Annotated in this window: 17 protein-coding genes and 1 pseudogene; 9 read left to right on the forward strand and 9 right to left on the reverse strand. The window is 43.4% G+C overall.

Annotation, left to right across the window (positions count from 1 at the left end):
* Window positions 1-173 precede the first annotated feature (173 nt).
* Both N4T56_RS00205 and rraA read right to left on the reverse strand, forming a co-directional pair.
* Window positions 174-1,203, reverse strand: a pseudogene (locus tag N4T56_RS00205) (formimidoylglutamase).
* Window positions 1,204-1,315: 112 nt separating this feature from the next.
* Window positions 1,316-1,801 carry a ribonuclease E activity regulator RraA gene (rraA, locus tag N4T56_RS00210; RefSeq protein WP_188918900.1) on the reverse strand — a complete coding sequence of 162 codons (486 nt, stop codon included), beginning with the start codon at window positions 1,799-1,801 and terminating at the stop codon, window positions 1,316-1,318.
* Window positions 1,802-2,184: 383 nt separating this feature from the next.
* On the opposite strand from rraA, the gene N4T56_RS00215 reads away from it, so the two are divergent.
* The 3 genes from N4T56_RS00215 (at window position 2,185) to N4T56_RS00225 (ending at window position 4,304) form a co-directional block, all read left to right on the forward strand.
* On the forward strand, window positions 2,185-2,433 hold the full coding sequence (locus tag N4T56_RS00215) for a YgjV family protein (RefSeq protein ID WP_188918898.1): 249 nt from the start codon (window positions 2,185-2,187) through the stop codon (window positions 2,431-2,433).
* A gap of 249 nt (window positions 2,434-2,682) precedes the next feature.
* Window positions 2,683-3,198, forward strand: coding sequence for a phosphatase PAP2 family protein (locus N4T56_RS00220; protein WP_261731810.1), 516 nt, complete (start codon window positions 2,683-2,685; stop codon window positions 3,196-3,198).
* Window positions 3,199-3,254: 56 nt separating this feature from the next.
* Window positions 3,255-4,304 (forward strand): MJ1255/VC2487 family glycosyltransferase, encoded by a 1,050-nt coding sequence (locus tag N4T56_RS00225; RefSeq protein ID WP_261731811.1) that lies wholly within the window; start codon window positions 3,255-3,257, stop codon window positions 4,302-4,304.
* An 88-nt stretch (window positions 4,305-4,392) separates the two neighbouring features.
* On the opposite strand, the gene rsd is transcribed toward N4T56_RS00225, so the two are convergent.
* Window positions 4,393-4,860, reverse strand: coding sequence for a sigma D regulator (gene rsd, locus N4T56_RS00230; RefSeq protein WP_261731812.1), 468 nt, complete (start codon window positions 4,858-4,860; stop codon window positions 4,393-4,395).
* A 452-nt stretch (window positions 4,861-5,312) separates the two neighbouring features.
* Here rsd and hemE point away from each other — a divergent pair, with 452 nt between their 5' ends.
* The 4 genes from hemE (at window position 5,313) to N4T56_RS00250 (ending at window position 8,638) form a co-directional block, all read left to right on the forward strand.
* Window positions 5,313-6,377 (forward strand): uroporphyrinogen decarboxylase, encoded by a 1,065-nt coding sequence (gene hemE, locus N4T56_RS00235; RefSeq protein ID WP_261731813.1) that lies wholly within the window; start codon window positions 5,313-5,315, stop codon window positions 6,375-6,377.
* 678 nt (window positions 6,378-7,055) lie between these two features.
* Window positions 7,056-7,244: a YgaP family membrane protein gene (locus tag N4T56_RS00240; RefSeq protein ID WP_188926101.1), complete on the forward strand. Its 189-nt coding sequence runs from the start codon at window positions 7,056-7,058 to the stop codon at window positions 7,242-7,244.
* 161 nt (window positions 7,245-7,405) lie between these two features.
* Window positions 7,406-8,008, forward strand: a complete 603-nt coding sequence (locus tag N4T56_RS00245; RefSeq protein ID WP_261731814.1) for a class I SAM-dependent methyltransferase — start codon at window positions 7,406-7,408, stop codon at window positions 8,006-8,008.
* Between the two features lie 192 nt (window positions 8,009-8,200).
* Complete coding sequence (locus N4T56_RS00250; protein WP_261731815.1) at window positions 8,201-8,638, forward strand: energy transducer TonB; 438 nt, start codon at window positions 8,201-8,203, stop codon at window positions 8,636-8,638.
* A gap of 66 nt (window positions 8,639-8,704) precedes the next feature.
* On the opposite strand, the gene N4T56_RS00255 is transcribed toward N4T56_RS00250, so the two are convergent.
* The 5 genes from N4T56_RS00255 to N4T56_RS00275 form a co-directional block, all read right to left on the reverse strand.
* Window positions 8,705-9,889 (reverse strand): sensor histidine kinase, encoded by a 1,185-nt coding sequence (locus N4T56_RS00255; RefSeq protein ID WP_261731816.1) that lies wholly within the window; start codon window positions 9,887-9,889, stop codon window positions 8,705-8,707.
* Window positions 9,890-9,917: 28 nt separating this feature from the next.
* The gene (locus N4T56_RS00260; protein WP_261731817.1) at window positions 9,918-10,163 is read right to left on the reverse strand and encodes a hypothetical protein; all 246 of its coding nucleotides are present in this window, start codon (window positions 10,161-10,163) and stop codon (window positions 9,918-9,920) included.
* Window positions 10,163-10,897: a response regulator transcription factor gene (locus N4T56_RS00265; protein WP_261731818.1), complete on the reverse strand. Its 735-nt coding sequence runs from the start codon at window positions 10,895-10,897 to the stop codon at window positions 10,163-10,165. Before N4T56_RS00265 ends, N4T56_RS00260 begins: the two co-directional genes overlap by 1 nt.
* Window positions 10,898-10,980: 83 nt before the next feature.
* On the reverse strand, window positions 10,981-11,700 hold the full coding sequence (locus N4T56_RS00270; protein WP_261731819.1) for a spondin domain-containing protein: 720 nt from the start codon (window positions 11,698-11,700) through the stop codon (window positions 10,981-10,983).
* An 11-nt stretch (window positions 11,701-11,711) separates the two neighbouring features.
* Window positions 11,712-12,413 (reverse strand): spondin domain-containing protein, encoded by a 702-nt coding sequence (locus N4T56_RS00275; protein ID WP_261731820.1) that lies wholly within the window; start codon window positions 12,411-12,413, stop codon window positions 11,712-11,714.
* 147 nt (window positions 12,414-12,560) lie between these two features.
* On the opposite strand from N4T56_RS00275, the gene N4T56_RS00280 reads away from it, so the two are divergent.
* Both N4T56_RS00280 and N4T56_RS00285 read left to right on the forward strand, forming a co-directional pair.
* On the forward strand, window positions 12,561-13,112 hold the full coding sequence (locus N4T56_RS00280) for a GNAT family N-acetyltransferase (RefSeq protein ID WP_261734722.1): 552 nt from the start codon (window positions 12,561-12,563) through the stop codon (window positions 13,110-13,112).
* Window positions 13,113-13,147: 35 nt separating this feature from the next.
* Window positions 13,148-14,488: an NAD(P)/FAD-dependent oxidoreductase gene (locus tag N4T56_RS00285; protein WP_261731821.1), complete on the forward strand. Its 1,341-nt coding sequence runs from the start codon at window positions 13,148-13,150 to the stop codon at window positions 14,486-14,488.
* A 33-nt stretch (window positions 14,489-14,521) separates the two neighbouring features.
* Here N4T56_RS00285 and nhaC read toward each other — a convergent pair whose 3' ends face one another.
* Entirely contained in the window at window positions 14,522-16,021 is a 1,500-nt protein-coding gene (gene nhaC / locus N4T56_RS00290) for a Na+/H+ antiporter NhaC (RefSeq protein WP_261731822.1), read from the reverse strand.
* Window positions 16,022-16,260: the final 239 nt, after the last annotated feature.

The raw sequence follows: 16,260 nt of genomic DNA on the forward strand, positions 1-16,260 counted from the left end.
TGTGACAACAATCAATTAGTTGTCTTGTCCGCACGCGATGGGTAATTCACATCATCTTGAACGCTACAATGAACTCGCGTCGATTAACCTTGGTAAAAATGACCATCAAAGGCTAAAAAATTGCTCTGCATTAGAGCATAAAATTAGCCTTTAATGAATAGCTTCAGTGGATTCTAATTCAAGCGAGCTAGCCGTCCTTGAATATAAGCATAAATTAATTCGCTCAACCCTTGGCCTACGTCACAATAACCCGCAGCTTCACCAGCGTGATGACATGACGGGGCGGCTTCTGCAAAGTGTACGTAACTGCACGAGCAATGTTTGGCAATATAATGTACATAATGGCAGGCATCGAGAAGCGGAATACCGGCAAATGTGGCCGCGCTACTGGGCATATTGGCAATGGCATCAACGTCGAGTTCTAACGCGACGGGTAATTGAGTTTGATTTAATCCTGCTGCAATGTGCTTTAATGCGGTGTCGAGCTGCAATTCTCTGCGCACCCAAATTTGTTGAAAACTATGCCATGTTGCGCCAAATAAACTCAGTTGCTCTAAAGTCGATTCGCTATTTTTTAGCTCGTGCAGCCCCAAAATATGGTAATGGTCTAACGCACCATTGGCTGCAGCGTAGCTAAATCCATTACCGCTGTGACGACCTTCTCGGAGTCTAAAATCGCTGTGGGGATCTAAATTTACCGCGGCAACGGGAAGACCTGTGTAGGCTTTAATGGCCATTAATAGCCCGTACGCATTATTGTGACCACCACCGATGACAATGGGTTCTAATCCTGCTTGAAATAACTGGCTTGTGGCATCAATAACAAGTTGATCAAGTTCGGCTGTAGCCTGACGAAGTGCATCAACGCTGGTGGTTGAGTCTGGTTGTGTGGTTAAACTTATTTGGCCGATAATGGCACATTGGTTACCGTGTAAAAAACGATTTGATTGTAAATTTAAAAATTGAGCCATGCAGGCGTGTAAGGTTTCACTCGCGCCACCACGACCGAAGTTTGCCCGTGCACCAATATCTTCAGCAATGGCTATGATGCCAAATCTTGCGCCGGCATTGGCTGCAAGTTGAGCGTTTTCAGCCAAGTTCAGTTTTGGATTAGCCAATAAGACTTGCTGGACTCAATTTGGTTTCATTGGCTCTGATGCTCAGTAAAGCATCACAATGTTGTTGGGTAAACGCGGTAAACATTGGTGTGTACCTCACATTGGCTGAATATTGACATAAAAAAACCAGCATAGCTGGTTTTTAGAAATCGTGTCGCCCTAGATGATGTAAGAGCGCTGTCGTTGAGCCTGAGCTATTATTCAATATCTAATGGTTCAGGTGACAAAATGACGCCGGTATTATCAGCGTAAATATGATCGCCTGGTAAGAAGGTTACACCACCAAAGTTAACCGGAATTTCAACTTCGCCAACGCCATTGCCTTCAGCGCCAACAGGAATTGATGCAATAGCTTGAATCCCAATGTCGAGCTCCTCGAGGGTGTCGACATCACGAACCGAACCATAGACAATAATACCTTCCCAGTTGTTTGCAACGGCAAGTTCAGCAATTTTGGCGTCAACTAAGGCGCGTCTTAGTGATCCGCCGCCATCAACTAACAGAACTTTACCTTCACCGTCTTCTTCTAAAGCATCCGCAATCAAGCCGTAGTCTTCAAAGCATTTTATGGTACTGATTGAGCCACCGAAGGAGCTGCAACCACCATAGTTACTGAACATAGGTTCGACGACATCAACTACATCTATATACATGTCGCAGAGTTCTGAGGTGTTGTATTCCATATTTAACTCCTGTTGGGCAGCAACGGTAAATTGCTGGGTAAAGCAAAGATAAATGAATTATATGAGCTTTTTGTGAAAATAAAAGCCTTATCAATCACCAGATTGCTGTAAATCAACTTATTGCTAAAACAGGTTAATTTAGTCGATTGGCCTAAATACAGAACAAGGATCAAATTTGGAAGTAATTTTCTTTCAAATTGAACGTTTTAGTCGATATATGTTGATTTAGGTCATTCTAATACGTTTTTTAATTACAACTTTGAATTTCATTTTGTTAACATAACTCCCAGATTTTAATGTTAGTTTACAATTAATACTAGCTTTAGGGGCATGGATCCCCCGTTACGCTTACGGAAGGTAGAGTGCCTGAAATAGAGGTTCTTATGGAAAATATCAATTTTATTGAAGTCTTAGGTTATGCAGCATCGGTTATGGTTGCTATTTCTTTGATGATGAAAGACATCATTTTACTAAGATGTTTAAATTTTCTTGGTTGTTCTTTCTTTGTTGCTTACGGGTATTCAATCGATGCATGGCCTGTTGCTGGAATGAACGCATTTGTTGCTTGTATCAATATTTATCACCTAGTGAAAATTTATCGCGGCAGATCATTACAAGCACAAACAGCTTAAGTCGCATTTAGCGCGGTAAAACGTGTGAGCTAAGTCGATTACAAAACCTCTCAAGCTTATGTTTGAGAGGTTTTTTGTTTGATAAGCTCAGGTTATTTATACCTCATATCTATTCATTCTTTCATTGTCATAAAACTGTAGACTCACTGTCACCTCGCGTTCATTCCTTCTCTTTATTATTTCGCTTATTAACAAATAGATAACCTTGCTCGGGTTGAAGATGTCCCAGCGTTTGGCATGGAGTCAAGCATGAAGATGAGTATCAGTGAGTTAGATAAATATTGCTTTTATTGGATAGTGCAATTTAGTCGTGACAATCAGTTAAGTCCTGCGGCTAAACGGGTGTCGGCAACGGGTGATGGCCACTACTATGTCTATTTATCTGTCGCGTTACTTTTTCTTCACCCCCATGGGCAATCATTTTTTAATTTAATGCTGGGCAGCTTTATTGTCGAGTTTCCATTGTATTTACTGCTTAAAAATAGCATTCGTCGTCACCGTCCCTGCCATGCATTAGCTGGGTTTGATTCTGGTTTTCAACCCTCTGATAAGTTTAGTTTACCCTCAGGACATACCGCTGGCGCTTTTGTGTTTGCTAGCGTGGTCAATGTGGTCTTTCCGTCATTGGCACCCATTGCCTTCGCTTGGGCATGTTTTGTGGGTTCATCTCGTATCGCCCTTGGAGTGCATTATCCATTAGATATCCTAGCTGGGGCGAGTTTAGGTATGGGATCCGTCATACTTGTGGAGCAACTAATGCTGTAATTTTCATTACATCATCATTGTTTAAATGACTAAGTCGTTGAGGAAATAAAGCTATTATGAAAATTTTGTACGGGATTCAAGGTACTGGCAATGGGCATATTAGCCGTGCGCGGGTGATGGCTAAAGCGTTAGGAAAGCACAACATTGACGTAGATTTTATTTTTTCGGGGCGAGCGCCTGAGCAATATTTTGATATGCAATGTTTTGGTGAATACCAAACGCGTAACGGCATGACCTTTATTAGCGAGAATGGCCGCGTAAATGTCGCTAAAACAGCAAAACAAAATTTAATGGCGAATATATTTTCAGAAATTAAGCAGTTAGATTTAAGTGGCTATGACCTTGTACTCAACGATTTTGAACCGGTTAGTGCATGGGCTGCACGCCAACAAAACGTGCCATCGATTGCGATAAGCCATCAAGCAGCATTGCAATACCCAGTACCTAAACAGGGCACAAATTGGTTTAATGAGTTATTACTCAACCGTTTTGCACCAGTTGATATTGCCCTAGGGTGTCATTGGCATCATTTTGGTTTTCCTATTTTACCGCCTTTTGTCGAAGTGTCTGCCAGTTGTGGGGATCATAGCCATCAAATTTTAGTCTACCTTCCTTTTGAAGATGCCGACCGAATCGCTGAGTTTTTAGCGCCGTTCGATCAATATCAATTTTTTGTTTACCACGGCTTAAAACCGTTAAAAGGCATGGCGGAACATATACATTGGCATGGTTTTAATCGTGAAGGATTTAAGCAACATATGTCGCAATGCGGTGGCGTGATTGGTAATGCTGGTTTTGAACTTGCCAGCGAAGCAATGACCCTAGGTAAAAAGTTATTGGTTAAACCGCTATTAGGCCAATTTGAGCAACTCGCCAACGTGGCGGCATTGCAATTACTGGCCGCGGCAGACAGCATGATACAGCTTGATTCGGCCATATTAACACGTTGGTTAAAGTCACCTTCACCAAAGCCCATTGCTTATCCTCAGGTGGGCGATGCGTTAGTTGATTGGTTAAAAATGGGTGATTGGCATCAGCCTGAGCGTTTATGCCAGGACTTATGGTCGCAGGTTGAGTTACCTGAAAATTGGCATAAAAGGCAATAAGTTCTTTGATAAAAGAGAGTGAAATTATATGCAGAAAGCAAAAAAGTGCGATTATTCGCACTTTTATTAGTTGAGCCGCTCACATCAGTTACGAATGGCGGTTATGCAGTACTTCTAATAACTGATCTTCTAATTCAAAACGAGCTTCCATAGATTGTGCTAATTTCGATAAATCACTATCCAGTTGATACAGAATATCTTCGTCGACAGCCTCAGTGTACTTGTCGTTAAAATCGAGAGCAGCATCAGTACTTTCGCTTATTTGAGGCAATAACGCTTTCGCGGTATCGATACTTGACTCACCAAATTTTTCGCAGGCTCTCACAACGTTGTTGTATACCTCAAAGTGGCCTTCCGAGACATAGTCGACTAATTGATCGCAAAAGTCTTTCACTTGCTCGAGTGTCGGTAACGACTTTTCCGCACGCGAATAGGGCGCAAGGCCAGCCACGATAAAATATTGAATCAATAATTTTCGGCGGTGATTAAGCCACTGATCGACTAACTTATTGGCGCCGCCCCAGCGTTTCTCTGCTTTTTCTAATTTTGTTAGCATGTGTTTTCTCTAATCAGCAACCTTTCTATAACACCTAATGTATTGGACAAAGTGTATTGTGATCAACTGTTTTATTTATATTCTCAGGACCAACCAGCTAGAGGCTGTGATAAAGAGGATGTGAAATGATAGACAATAAAAAACCCCGTGAGGGCATGCCATCACGGGGTAACGAAGTTTTCAAAGGCTCGATTTTTCGGGCTTCTTGATTGTTCTTGCTAGCGCACACTTTTTATACCAAACGACTTATCACGACGCAACTTTTAATCGGTTAATTTGCGATTTACACATCAGTATTGTGTGTTTTGTGAGCGATAAAGCGGATATGTTAAAAAATTAACCATTAGATTTAGGAATAGCTCACATAAATCTCGCTTGAGTGGTTACATTAATCGCGTAAGTGCTAAACTAGCGCCCAGCAGAAATCATAACAGTCTAGGAAGAAAGCCCACATGGCAGAATTAAAAAATGATCGTTATTTACGTGCGTTGTTAAAGCAGCCTGTTGATGTCACTCCAGTATGGATGATGCGTCAAGCAGGTCGTTATTTACCTGAATACAAAGCAACTCGAGCTCAGGCTGGCGACTTTATGTCTTTATGTCGCAATGCTGAACTGGCTTGCGAAGTGACGCTACAGCCTTTACGTCGTTATGATTTAGATGCTGCGATTTTATTCTCAGATATTTTGACAGTACCCGATGCGATGGGTCTTGGATTGTACTTTGAGACGGGTGAAGGTCCTCGTTTTGAACGTCCAACAGATACGATTGATGCCATCAAAAAACTTTGCATCCCAGATCCAGAAGACGAGTTAGGTTACGTTATGCGTGCAGTGAGCACCATTCGTCGTGAACTTAACGGCGCAGTACCATTAATTGGCTTTTCAGGTTCACCTTGGACACTGGCCACTTATATGGTTGAAGGCGGTTCTAGCAAAACGTTTGAAAAAATCAAACGTATGGCTTATGCCGAACCTGCCGCATTGCACATGTTATTAGACAAGTTAGCTGACTCTGTAGTGTTATATCTTAATGCTCAAGTCGCTAACGGCGCACAATCGTTAATGATATTCGACTCGTGGGGTGGTGCGTTATCACATCACGCTTACCGTGAGTTCTCATTACGTTACATGCAAAAAATTGTTGATGGTTTAACCCGTTTTGCCGACGGCCGTAAAGTGCCAGTAACCTTGTTCACTAAAGGCGGTGGATTATGGTTAGAGTCTATGGCTGAAACTGGTTGTGATGCTTTAGGTTTAGACTGGACTGTTGATATTGGTGATGCACGTCGTCGCGTAGGCGATAAAGTGGCACTTCAAGGCAACATGGACCCATCAATGTTGTATGCATCTCCTGAGCGTATTCATCAAGAAGTTGACCAAATTCTTGCAAGCTACGGTGAAGGTACCGGCCATGTATTTAACTTAGGCCATGGTATTCATCAGCATGTTGATCCTGAACATGCCGGTGCATTTATCAACTCTGTGCATGAGTTATCTGCTAAATACCACAAGTAATTACTGGTATAGGCTAATAAAAAAGCGAATCTTCGGATTCGCTTTTTTGTTTTATAATGGCTATTTTTTGCCTGGGTCTCTTTGTAATACCATTGTGCATTAATAAGTGACCACTCAGAATGCGTCCAGCGGTTTTTGATTAAGGCGTCGCTATGTAGTAATGGTTGTTCCCTTTCAAATAGCGAGAACGCAGAGCAAAAGCGGCTGGGGCATTCCTTTCAGGCGAGTTTTAAAAGGGCTTACACTGTGTTGCATGACTTCGAAAGAGAACAACTATTCATTCAGTCATTCGCCTTGTTTAAGCCCTTTTAAATTCTCGCTGAGAGATCACTTACTAACGCGGAATGGTATAACCATTAATGAGTGATACCTCTCTGCCTATTCGTTTTATATTTGAATTTTTTCCCGTTATCCACTGGCCAATATTGACATAGCATTCCGCTGAGAATGTGATTGTTAAAAGTTAATTTTTTTGCTGTTTTTTTGCATCATAAAGGCATATTGTTATTGGTATAGGTGAGTGAAAAATACACAACTTTTAATGGTGTTAACCAATCATTCACCGCGATAAAACACAAAATGCCTTTAGTGTTTAATTATTTCAATTTTTGAGGTTAGTGACTAAAGGTTGTGTTATTGGTTTTCATTTTGCCAACCCTGAAGTAAGTGGAGGTTTATATGAAATGTAACATAGGTAAAATTGACCGGATGATAAGGATATTTCTTGGAGCATGCATCATTGCTGTTGGCTTTTACAATCAGTCTTGGTGGGGAATAGTAGGGATTATTCCCCTATTTACCGCTGCGTTTGGCTGGTGCCCGGCATACGTGCCTTTTGGCATATCAACTTGCGAAACCAAGAAGTAAACCTAACACTGTAAATATTACTGTGGGGTATACCATCTGAGGATGACTTGTGCCCCTCAAATTTAGCCATTGATGTGTAGGGCATACATAGGATAACTTTGTGCTTTTAATTTAGCAGGTATTGAAGCTAGGTGTTAATTAGCTTTGATGTAGGAGTGTTGATGTGGGATCAAAGATATAACGAAGCAGGCTTTGTATATGGCGTTGAGCCTAATGATTTTTTAAAATCTGAATGTTCTCGTATACCAAAAGGTGGTCGAGTACTGTGCTTAGCTGAAGGAGAAGGCAGAAATGCGGTATTTTTGGCGAAACAAGGCTACAAGGTGACAGCTGTTGATCAATCTCCAGTCGGCCTGAAAAAAGCACAAGCCTTTGCTGCAGAGTGCGGGGTAGAAATGACAACTGTGGTTGCGGATTTAAGCCACTATGATTTAGGGCAAAACGTTTGGGATGGCATCGTCTCAATCTCTGCACATGTTCCCCCTTCATTACGAAAAGATCTCCACCAGCAAGCGGTAAACGCACTTAAAACTAACGGTATATTTATTTTAGAAGCCTATACAGAACGTCATATTTATATGACGGGCATAGGCAGACTGCCTCCATCGAGCAAAGAGTTATTTATGTCTTTAGAAGCATTAGAGACCGAGCTTAAAGGGCTCGATTTTTTGGTCGGTATTGAAGTCGAAAGGCATATCTCTGAAGGGAAATATCATCAAGGAGACAGTGCTGTAGTGCAAATCGTGGGCTGTAAAGAGGCTTAAATCAACCCAAGCGGTGGAGGCTAGGATTCATACTTTATCCGGCGGATATACTGCCTCCTGTTATATCCACTCACCAAGAAAAATCGATTTTTACATTTAAGAAACAATTACTTATAGTATTATGTTGCTTAAATAAAACAAGGTAATTATAGCATCGGCTTTGATGAAATGAATAATACAAGGGAGTGTAAAATGAGATTGTTAGTCTTGGCAGTACTATTGAGTGCGGTGGTTTCGTGTCCTAGCGCAGCTAAAAGAATGAATATTTACGGTGAAATCCTCGTAACAAACATTACCCCAGAAAGTGGTGCAATGTGGACTCGCGTTAACCATAAAGCGCCAATGTATCCTATTGAACTTGCTAAGGCGCGAATGGTTGGCTGTACAATATTGTCATTTGATGTTGCTGAATCTGGTAAAGCTGAGAATATTCAAACAGACATTTCAATACCCAATACTAAGATTAGCCAACACGCAAAAAGTATTGTGAGCCAGTGGCAATGGCAAACTGATCAAACGCCAACCGTGAAAGAAAGTCATGCTGTTCGTCTCGACTTTTGTTTAGGGCTGGAATCGCTAGAAAAGACTCAGCAAGCTTGTGCAAAACAAGTACAACTTTCATGTGAGTAATCGTTATCGTCACCTTGAACTCACGTTTTTTTAAGTTGTCCCCGTAAACGTCTTAAGGGCTAATTGTTAGCTTTTTGTCACCAGCTCTATCTTAAATTCACTGCCAACGCCGGGTTGGCTGTCTATTTCAATTCTGCATTTTAATAAGCCTAATAACTGCCTGACGATGGCGAGCCCGACGCCAAGTTGTGGCAGGCTTTGGTTGGGTTCAAATGACAATGTGGTCATCGACAATTGTTTGAGGGCGTCGACTTCATGTTTGTGCATGCCGGCGCCGGTGTCGCGCACGGTTAACCACTGTTGGCCATTGTGTTGAGTGTTGATAATTTGAATTTTGCCGCCAGCGGGTGTGTAGCGCAGCGCGTTATCGACTAAGTTGTTGAGGATGCGGCGCATTAAAGTGGGGTCGGTATAGATTTGTTCAGCATGATTGATGTCAAAATCAAGCTGTACTCCCAGCTTTTTAGCCCGCGGGGTAAAGGTTTGTTCAATGTCGCTGAGTAATTCAGTTAAGTTTACCTGCTGTAATTGTGCATCGATTTGGCCGTTTTCTAATGCGGCGAGTTCTAATAACTGGGCGAGCAATTGCTGTAAGGTTTGGCCTGAGTTGGCCGCATATTGAATTAAGGCTTCGTCGCGCTCATCTTCGGGTAAAATAAGCCAAGTATCGATATAGCCTAATAGCGCGGTAAGTGGCGTTTTTAGGTCATGAGACAGATGCAATAAAAAGTCATGCTTAGCTTGTTGCTGGCGCTTAACTTGCTGTTGTTGTAACTGGATCTCTTGCAGCAGGTGATTGATGTGATGACTCAGTTGGCTTATCTCTAAACTGCCACGATAACGCTGTGGTAGCATTAAATTTTCTGACATTGGGTTATCTTTTAGCTCAGTTAAGTCTTGGGCTAGCTTTTGGATCGGACGAGTAAAATAGCGCAATAAAATAACAAAGAGCACCAAGGAAAAAATGATCCAAAAACCTATGGTAGCGCCCCAAATTTTAGGTTGGTTTTCGGCGTTGATCAGCGCTTGCCAGCTGTCGTAATCTTCACCTCCAATAATGACGTACAAATAGCCGCTGTGCAGGCCTTCTGGTGTTACAAGTTTACTGACAGAGAATATCTTTTGCTTATCTTCACCGCGCGGATCGGTGCCAAGCACTGGCAGGTTTTCGCCGGCTAAAAACTGCTGAATAGTATTAGTATCAATGCGGTGTTTTTTAATTTTTTCGTCTTTGGCATCATAAGCAATCACTTTGCCATTAGGGTCTAGAGTATAAATTTCAAAGCTTGGTGCCTAGCAACATAAAATCGTGAAAGGCTTCTTTCAGTGCGGCGTCGGAGGTAATACCTTGAGACAGCAGCGGATTGATATGAGCCATGTGATCGGCCAGTTCACGATGCAGTGATTGCTGTATTTGGTTGCGGCTAAACTCATGATTAAGTTGCAGCCATTGCCATAAGGCAACAAATAACAGTAATACAACCAGTGTTGCGGCTAGAAATAATCGGTTAAATAAGCGATTCATTAGTGGGTTTGCACCTCTGGTGGTGAAAATTTATAACCTACGCCCCATACTGTTTTAACTAAGTCGTGTTCGGGTGAACACTGCGATAGTTTATTGCGTAATCGATTGATATGGCTGTTTACTGTGTGCTCGTAACCGTCGTAGTTGTAACCCCATACGGCCTCGAGTAGTTGCATCCGGCTAAAGACTTGTTGTGGGTGTTTTGCTAAAAACAACAGTAAGTCAAATTCGCGGGCGGTGAGGGTCAGTGCTTTGTTAAACGCTTTGACTTCGCGGGTACTAGAGTTAATAGTGACACTATTAAATTCAATTTGTTGGGTTTGTTCTTGCTGGGCTTTACCACGTCTTAATAATGCTTTCACGCGTGCGCGCAGTTCTAACACGCTAAAGGGTTTTACCAGGTAATCGTCGGCTCCGGCCTCAAGACCTAATACCACATCAGCTTCTGAGTCTTTAGCGGTTAATAGCATTAGCGGGACTTCCTGACCGGCTTGGCGTATTTGCTCACACAACATAATGCCGTCACCATCGGGGAGCATGCGATCCAATAAAATTAAATCGAGCTTTTTATGTTCAATAATCTGCATGGCTTGCTTTAATGTGGTGGCGTGATCAACTTGGTAGTTGAGCGCTTTGAGGTTGAGGATAAGTAATTTAGCTAGGTCTTGTTCATCTTCTACCAGCAAAATATGTTGCGGGCAAACATGGCCGTTATGTTTAATGGTTCCATTCATGTTGAGTTCCTCAAAGCAAATCCAGTCATTGCATTAACAACTAGACCTGCCTTGAGGCGAATAAATTTCAGTGTGGTGGAAATTTATTCAGTGCGCATAATGGTGACAGCGAGTACTGGGTTATCAAAACGGTGCGATGCATCAAGAACTGAGTCATCTAAGCCGTCATACATTGAAATCACCCCTGGGTGAATATGAACAAAGTCAACATCATCACGCGCGGTGTTAAAGCCTTCGCCGCCATCAGCAGGACCTGGCAGAGTGCCTTTGGCTTCACTGTTTGCCTCGGTGCCCGCATCGTAGGCCATAAACTTCATTGAGCTTGAGGCGTCTACTTGCATACCTGCAATGCTGTAGCTGTTTATGCCGGTAAAAGCGTCGTTAGTGTTAACTAGCATGGTCGCTAGGCTAATACTTGCAACGTCTGTTTCATCTAATGTGAGTGTGAGGGTTTCACTTGCGCCAGGCATTAATAAGCCTGCACCGTTAACGCTGCTAGTCAGCACATCTAATGCGGCGATATCTGCAGTATCGCCACCTTCGGCCATTTTCTCTATGGCTTCGCTTGCCATTTCACCAGCGTTCCACAACATGGCATCACTAGCATGACCGGCTAAAATTACCGGAGACATGGGCTGGTTTGCGGTGAGGTTAGTGACGGTAACCGTGAAAGTTTGCATCACTGGTGCTGCTGGCGTCTCGTCAACGGTGTCATTGTCGTCATCATCACACGCTGTTAATAAGATGGTCGCTGCCAACATGGCCAGTAAACTGGGCTTTAATGTAAAGTCAGTGGGTTTCATGGGCTACCTCCTTATTTTACTGTTACCACAACTTTGGCAACAGGGTTCAACCAGCGGTGTACGCGGCTGTCTAGGTCACTCATACCACCAGCAGGATTCATGTCTCCTAGTACGCCAGGGTGAGTATGTACGTTGCTGTTATCAGAACTGTCCATTACGCCTGTACCGTTAGCTCCACCATCGCCGCCAGGTGCAGCAGGAATACCCGGTACTCCAGACATGCCACCACCATTAATGATTTCATCATTGACTTCGGTGCCAGCATCATACGCATTAACGTACATAGTATAAGTGCCCGCTTCTGTTGGGATTTCCCAGCTATCTAACCCAACAAAAGCATCGTTGGTTGGCAATACCATGGCTACAATCGATAAATGGGTGTTATCGCCAGTATCAAGCATCACTTCGCTGACACTCATGCCTGCGGCTAGTAAGCCCATTGCGGGGTTGGCTGATGTGACGCCAGCATTACCTGTTACAGCAGCATCTAAATCGGCAATATCGCCACCCTCAGCCATTTTTTGTAAAGCTGCCGAGGCTTCAGTACCTACTTGAAACAGGTGGCTGTCAGCGTCGTGAGCTGCGATCAAAAGAGGGGTAAAGTGATTTCCGTGGGTTAAATTGGTCACGCTAACTTCAATATCTGCAGCTAAAGTTGGAAGGCTAAATAATCCAGCAGCCATAAGACTTGCAGTCACTAATGTACGTTTCATAACCGAGCTCCTTTTGTTTAATTGCATTCAGTATGCGTTAGGAGTTTCACCAGGTTATTGCCAAATTATCACAAAAGTTTAACATCGTAGCGGCTTGATAAAAGCGTGTGATAAAGTGTGCTTAAACAACTAAAAATAGTAGATATGATGATTAGAGAATTGACCCACGCTGACTTTGACACAGTGATTGCTTTAGGCGAAGAGGTTCACGGCAGTGGTTATATGGACCTTGCTGAATTAACGGCGATTTATCACAAAGGCATTAAAAATGGCATAAATGCCAATTTTGTCGCAATTGAAAACGATCAGCTTATTGGTTTTAGATTAACCTATGCCGCTGGGCAATGGCCGCAAGATCAATGGTGCACGGTAGACAAGTGGGGTGTTGCATTTGAGGATGTGTGTTATTTCAAGTCAAACACCATTGCCGAATCTGCCCGTGGTAAAGGGCTTGGTGGGCAATTATTAGCAGCATCCAAAGCGGCGGTTATTGCCCAAGGCGCTAAAGCGGGAGTGAGCCATTTATGGCAACAAAGCCCTAATAATGCAGCGGTACGTTATTTTACCAAAGCCGGGGGCGTGTTAATTGCCGAGCACCCACAACGCTGGCACCAGCGTTACATGGGGGAAGAGTATATTTGCGTCATTTGCGATCACGACTGCCACTGTGTCGCCTGTGAAATGCTGTTAACGTTCTAGTCTCGCTTAACCATTACAATAAGAAGAATAACATTATGTATGATCCACTGGTTAACGCTCATCCTAACAATCAACCTTTTGCGCCAAGCTATTGGGCGACGACACAGGCATTGGGTGCTGCAACAGCACCATTGTCGGGTCGGCAGCATACTGATGTTGCGATTATTGGCGGCGGCTATACTGGGCTGTTAACTGCGTATTATTTGGCCAGTGAGTTTAATATTGATTGTCATGTGTTGGAGGCCAATCAAGTCGGATTTGGTGCCAGCGCTCGAAATGCTGGTTTTGTATTAAAAGGCTCTGGTCGTTTAGGGTATGCCGCCATGACCAAGCGTTGGGATTTAGCCACAACCAAAGGTATTTATAATGAATTTACCCAAGCTGTTGCTAGGGTTGATGGATTAATTAAACAGCACAATATTGCCTGTGAGCCACAAGAAGCGGGTTACTTAAAAGTGGCGCATAATCCCAAAGCGCTCGTTACACTGCAAAATGCGGCTCAGTATATTCAACAACACCTTGCTGATGGCCAAGACAGCGGCGCCGAGTTTATTAATAGCGGCGATTTTAGATCTCAATATTTAGATCATCACCAAACCTATGGAGCTTTGCGCTTAAAAGATGGTTTTGGCCTTAACCCGCTTAAATTATTGCTCGGTTATAAGGACATGCTCCAGGCGCAAGGGGTGACGATTTCTGAGCAATCATGTGTGTTAGAGTGGATTGAAGAGGGCGCTAAGCATCGTTTAATCACCGCCAATGGTGAGTTGATTGCCAATAAGGTGATTATGGCGGGCAATGCCTATACGCCTAAACAATGTAATCAGCGTGTTGACGATAAATTTTTGCCGATATTAAGCAATGTGATTGTTACCGAGCCGCTCACTCCGCAAGAACGGGCAAAGGCTGGATTGCATACTCACCAAGTCACCATGGACACGCGTATTTTAAAATACTATTACCGTTTACTGCCCGACAACCGTTTATTGTTTGGTGGCCGTGGTGCTGTGTGGGGGAAAGATGCGGCTAATCCTGTATATGCTGAGCGCTTAAAAATAGCATTAAACAAGTGCTTCCCAAGTTTAACTAATAAAGCGATTGCCTATAACTGGACTGGTTGGATTGCTGCTGCGATGGACGATATGCCTCATGTGTATAGCAAGGAAGGAGTAGGATACAGCCTTGGGTATTGCGGTGCGGGTGTGTCGTTTAGCAGTCAAGCTGCGTACCGGTTAGCACAAAGCATTGCGGGTGAAGCCTTGCCCAATCTGCCTTTATATCAGCAAGCGTTACCGAAATTCCCCTTTACCCAAGCAATACGCCTTGGGCAATGGGGTTATTATCATTATGGTTGGTTAAAAGACCGCTTTGGTTAACTGTTCATTTTGCCTTGTATGTTGCTTTGTCGATTAACCGACGACTTCGCCAGTGCTTATTTTGGTTTCGTCCAATGGCTCAATTTTGACATTAAAATAAGCATAAGTGGCACTCACAAATGGGCATACCAAATTAAAGAAGGCGTATGGCAGGTAGGCAATGGTTGCCACACCTAAGGTGCTGGCCATAAATGCACCACAGGTGTTCCATGGCACTAGCGGGCTGGTGACGGTTGCCGAGTCTTCAAGCGAACGACTTAAATTTACCGCAGCCAATTTACGGCGAGTGTATTCTACTTTTAGCATTCGCCCTGGCAGAACAATAGCAATGTATTGGTCGGCGGTAATAATATTCGCGCCAATACACACGCCGATAGTGGTAATGATTAAGCTGGTGGTGCCAGTGACTACGGTGAGAATACTTTCTAAAATACGACTTAGCAGGCCAGTCACTTCCATTACGCCGCCAAATGCCATGGCGCATAAAATTAACCACACTGTGGTCACCATGCTGCTCATGCCGCCACGGCTTAACAAACTGTCTAATACAACATCGCCGGTGTTAGCGACATAACCGTCAAACATGGCAATCCATAAGCCTTTAACTAACGCCACGATCGGCACTAAGGTATCGTCGTGGACAAAAGCGATAACGTTATCAAACTGAAATAGTGCCGCGCATGCCGCCCCGGCCAACGTGCCTAATATGACCGTGGGAAATGCAGGCATTCTGCGGTTAGCCAAATACAGCACCACTAATAATGGGATGAGTAAATGCAGCCCGGGGCTGTAGGTTTTGTCTAATAGCGCTAGCGTGTCAGTCAGTTGGTTTTCAATTGGGGTGGCGTCTGCGGTTAAGCCTAAAAAGGTAAAGCCAATCAGAGCAATAATGATACTTGGTACTGTGGTCCAGGTCATGTGGCGAATATGACTAAAAATATCGGTGCCAGCAACTGCAGGGGCAAGATTTGTGGTGTCAGACATGGGCGACATTTTGTCGCCAAAATAGGCGCCACTGATGATAGCACCAGCAGTAATGTTCACATCTAATCCCATTGCCGACGAAATACCCACTAATGCGATACCGAGCGTACCGGCAACAGTCCAAGAACTGCCAATACTTAACGCCACTACCGCGCACAATAAACAACATGCGGTGTAAAAGTAATCGGGATTAAGAATTTGCATGCCATAGTAAATCATTGTTGGCACAGTGCCGGCTAAAATCCAGGTACCAATGAGCGAGCCCACGCTAAACAAAATTAATAATGCGCCAGTGGCAACACCAATGCTTTTAATAATGCCGCGTTCCATTTGGTTCCAGCTATAGCCATTTTTATAACCGATGATCATCGCAATACATGCGGCTAACACTAATGCTATTTGGTTGGCGCCCGATGAGCTGTCTGATGAAAACAGATATACCGCAGCACCAAGCATAATAACGAGCGCGAAAACAGGAATAAGTGCATCGAGTAGTGTGGGTTGCTTATGGTTGGAGGGTGACGGTTTTGAAGACGCGGCTTGAGACATACGATTTCCTTTATAATTATTATTTTGACCAATATCTCATTCGTGTGAGCTGGTTTAATGTTTTTTAATAACTTGGTAACGAATTTGTAACAGGTCGTATCCTGACAAAAAAAGGCCAATAAGTCGAATATTGTTATCGCGATCAAATGATTTGAATGAATGGCATTAAGTGGCGTTGTGCTTGGTTTGGTTAAATGTACTGATATTGATTGGTCGCTCGCATAAGCATCCGCTAAGGG

Source organism: Shewanella phaeophyticola, assembly GCF_025398315.1.
In the GTDB taxonomy this organism is placed as follows: Bacteria; Pseudomonadota; Gammaproteobacteria; order Enterobacterales; family Shewanellaceae; genus Shewanella; species Shewanella phaeophyticola.